The sequence below is a fragment of the Mycobacterium sp. genome, from assembly GCF_032161845.1.
In the GTDB taxonomy this organism is placed as follows: domain Bacteria; phylum Actinomycetota; class Actinomycetes; order Mycobacteriales; family Mycobacteriaceae; genus Mycobacterium.
On record NZ_JAVRQA010000555.1, the window covers coordinates 1 to 3,403 of the forward strand.

The 3,403-nt window shown below is 64.2% G+C and carries 4 protein-coding genes; 1 reads left to right on the forward strand and 3 read right to left on the reverse strand.

Translation table 11 applies throughout. The features are described from left to right. The 3 genes from QOD90_RS30915 to QOD90_RS30925 all read right to left on the reverse strand — a co-directional run. Positions 1-431: carbohydrate ABC transporter permease (locus QOD90_RS30915; protein WP_526356319.1), on the reverse strand; the 431-nt coding region annotated here is incomplete at its 3' end. Next, the gene (locus QOD90_RS30920) at positions 431-1,798 is read right to left on the reverse strand and encodes an ABC transporter substrate-binding protein (RefSeq protein ID WP_526356321.1); all 1,368 of its coding nucleotides are present in this window, start codon (positions 1,796-1,798) and stop codon (positions 431-433) included. The genes QOD90_RS30920 and QOD90_RS30915, both read right to left, overlap by 1 nt. A gap of 13 nt (positions 1,799-1,811) precedes the next feature. Then, positions 1,812-2,786 carry a sugar-binding transcriptional regulator gene (locus QOD90_RS30925; protein ID WP_526356325.1) on the reverse strand — a complete coding sequence of 325 codons (975 nt, stop codon included), beginning with the start codon at positions 2,784-2,786 and terminating at the stop codon, positions 1,812-1,814. A 222-nt stretch (positions 2,787-3,008) separates the two neighbouring features. On the opposite strand from QOD90_RS30925, the gene QOD90_RS30930 reads away from it, so the two are divergent. Continuing rightward, a partial coding sequence (locus tag QOD90_RS30930; RefSeq protein WP_526356323.1) for a mannitol dehydrogenase family protein occupies positions 3,009-3,403 on the forward strand: 395 nt, incomplete at its 3' end.

Here is a 3,403-nt window from a genome sequence, read left to right on the forward strand (position 1 = left end):
GTGATCAGGAACGGCGTGATCAACAGCGTCCGGACGGCCCCGCGTCCGAGGAACGCGCGATCCAACAGCAAGGCGATCCCCAACCCGAGGAGAGCTGAGATCAGGACCACGCCGACGATGAGGATGACGGTATTGCCTGCCACCGACCAGAACTGACTGTCCTTCACCACCGCGATGTAGTTGTTCAGCCCCACGAACTGCCGTGACCCTGGGCGAACCAGGTTCCACGACAACGTCGAGTAGTACAGGGTGAACAGGAACGGCACCTGCGTGACCGCGATCATGAAGATCAGGGCGGGCAGTAGCGGTCCCCGCCTGCGCCATCCCTCGGCACGGCTCACGCCGGTGTCCTGGGCTTCCCGGATCTTGCGGACCCGTTCCGCCACCGCCTCCTGACTGGCGTCGGACTCGGTATCGACAGTAAGAGTCATCATTTCTCCTTATATGTCTTGCCGACGACCTCGGCGTATTGCTGTGCTTGGGCAAGGGCGTCATCGACGGACTTCTGTCCGGCGATCGCCGCACTGATCTGTTGGCTCACCCGCGTCCCAAGATCTTGGAACTCGGGAATCCCAACGAACTGCACGCCGGTGTACGGAACCGGTTGCACCGTGGGCTTGTTCGGCGTCGCGTTGGTGATCGACTGCAGAGTCAACGGTGCGTAGGACTTCGAAACGGCCTTGTACTCGGGCAGATCGGTGTAGGTGGAGGTTCTGCTACCGGGTGGCACTCGCTCCCAACCGAGCTTCTCGCCGACCAGCTTCATGTAGTCCTTGTTGGTCATCCACGAGATGAACTTCCATGCCCCGTCGGGATTCTTGGCAGCCTTGGGGATACCGAGTGCCCAGGTGTAGAGCCACCCCGAGTTGGGCTTCTCGACGATCGGTGCGGGCAGGTAGCCGATCTTGCCGACCAGGTCCGGGTACGTCTTGGGATCCTCGATCGTCGAGACCGCGGACGTCGCGTCGTACCACATCGCCGTCTGGCCCTGACCGAACAGGTTGGCGCATTCCTGGAAACCGGTTGAGGACGCGCCCAATTCACCAGACTTCTTGATGGTGTCGACGTAGAAGTTGACGGCCTTCTTCACCTCCGGGCTGTTGAGCTGCGCGTTCCACTGGTCGTCGAACCAGCGACCACCGAACGTGTTGATCACCGTGTCCAGGGGTGCGAGCACCTCACCCCAGCCCGGCTTGCCGCGCAGGCAGATGCCGGCCCGGTCGTCGGTCTTCAACTGCTCCGCCCACCCCGCGACCTCTTGCCACGTCGGCTGGTAGCTCGGGTCCGGATTGACCTTGATGCCGGCCTGTTCGAACATGTCCTTGCGGTACATCAGGAACGATGACTCGCCATAGAACGGGACCGAGTACATGTTGCCCTCGTAGGACAACGATTCCCGCAGCGACGGGATGAAGTCGTTCTCGTCGTACCCCGGCGTCTTCTTCGCGTAGTCCGAGAGGTTGAGCAGCCAGCCGTCCTTGGCCCACTGGGGGGTCTCGAAGTTGCTGATCATCACGACGTCGAACTGACTGCCGCCCATGGCGGTCGACATGGTGATCTTCGCGCGCGCCTGGTTCTCCGACAGCGAGATGAACTTCAGCTTCGTGCCGGGGTTCTCCTTCTCGAACTCCGACGACAACTTCTGAGCGTCCGCCATCTGCGAGTTGGATACCAGGGCGATCGTCACCTCGTTCGCCGAACCGCCCAGGCTGCCCGCGCCTGCGCAGCCGGCGGTCAGGGTCAACCCCGCCGCGACGACGCACACCGACAGCTTGCGTAGTGCTGTTCGTGTTTTCATCTCACTCCATCCACTATCGGGATTCCAAAAGCCAACGAGCACAGTCGATATCGCATACCAGGAGCTTGGCCAGCCCGCCGCGCAACGCCCCGAGCGTGGCTTGGTGCTTGGCCGCTCCGCTGGAGACCAAGATGGTCTTCGGGCAAGCCCGCACGTCCTCGAGCGGAACCGATACCGCGCGGTGCGCCAACTCGGTGACGATGGGCGTGCCCGTCTCGTCGTAGAACCGGCCGCCGATCTCGCCGACCGCGCCGAGTCCGATCAGTTCGTCGAGCATGCGGTTGTCCAGGAAGCTGCCCTCGAAGAGCGTGGTCGACGTGGACGCCGCGCCGACGCCGAACAGCATCGCGTCGGCGCGTCGGCCGGCTTCAAGGGTGCGGGAGATGTCCGAGTCGCTGCGCATTGACACCACGGTGGATGGGTCGGCGTAGAGAGGGGCCGGCAGGCGGATCGCGCTGGCCCGCAATACCTCTGCGCTGCGGCTCAGGACGTACTCCATGCCCGTCTGGTAGGCCGCCGTCGACATGGCGCCGTCGAGCTGAACCACCGTCCGGCAGCTCGCCACCCCGGGAGCGAGACCCGAGGCGACCGCCACCTGCTCCGGACCCCAGGTGAAGCCGAGCACGTCGTCGGCCGACAGGCGGCGCATCAGCAGTGCAGCGGCCGCGCGACCGACTCCGGCGAACCACGCAGGCCGTCCCGGTGCCCCGTCATCGATGCCATGCCCGGTGACGACGGCTTCGGTCAGACCGAACTTCTGTTCGAGCTCGCGCTCCTCATCGGCGTGCAGGTCGTCCTGCAGCGTCGTCGGCACGACGATCTCGATGCGTACCAAACCCTTGGCCTTGGCCCTGGCGATCAGCCGTCCGGCGGTCGGGCGGGAGACGCCGAGCCGCCCGGCGATGTCGGCCTGCGTCAGGCCGTCGAGGTAGTAGAGCGTCGCCGCACGCAATGCGAGGCGCAGGTCCTCCGGCGTGGAACCAGCAATGCCGACGGACTCGGCCACTTGGCCGTTCGACGTCGGTGTCGCCACGGGTCCGCCCTTCTCGATCTTGATGAACAAATGCTCATGGGTGCGGCTAGATGCTCATCACGCTAACATGTGAAGTGTGACGTACACAACACTTTCGACATCGCCCAAAATGTGGGTCGCTGTCACCGATGAGGCCAACCGCATTCCAGGTACCGTCGACTCGGTGGTGAACGTGTCATGAAACTCAACAGCGCAACGTTGCCGGCGATCCCGATCGCCAAGCCCACCTATGACCGCGACGAGATCCGGGTTGGCATAGTGCATTTCGGTGTCGGTGGCTTCCACCGTGCACACCAGGCGATGTACGACGACCAACTGCTCGAAAAGGGTGTCGCCAAGGACTGGGGCATCTGCGGTGTCGGCGTGATGCCCGCCGACCGCAGGATGGCCGACGTCATGGCCGCCCAGAACGGGCTCTACACCCTGGTTGCCGAGCACGCCGACGGCAGCCGCGAGCCGCGCGTCATCGGCTCGATCATCGACTACCTCTATGCGCCCGACGACCCCGGCGCGGTCGTGGAGTTGCTCGCCGCACCGAGCACCCGGATGGTCTCGCTGACCATCACCGAGGG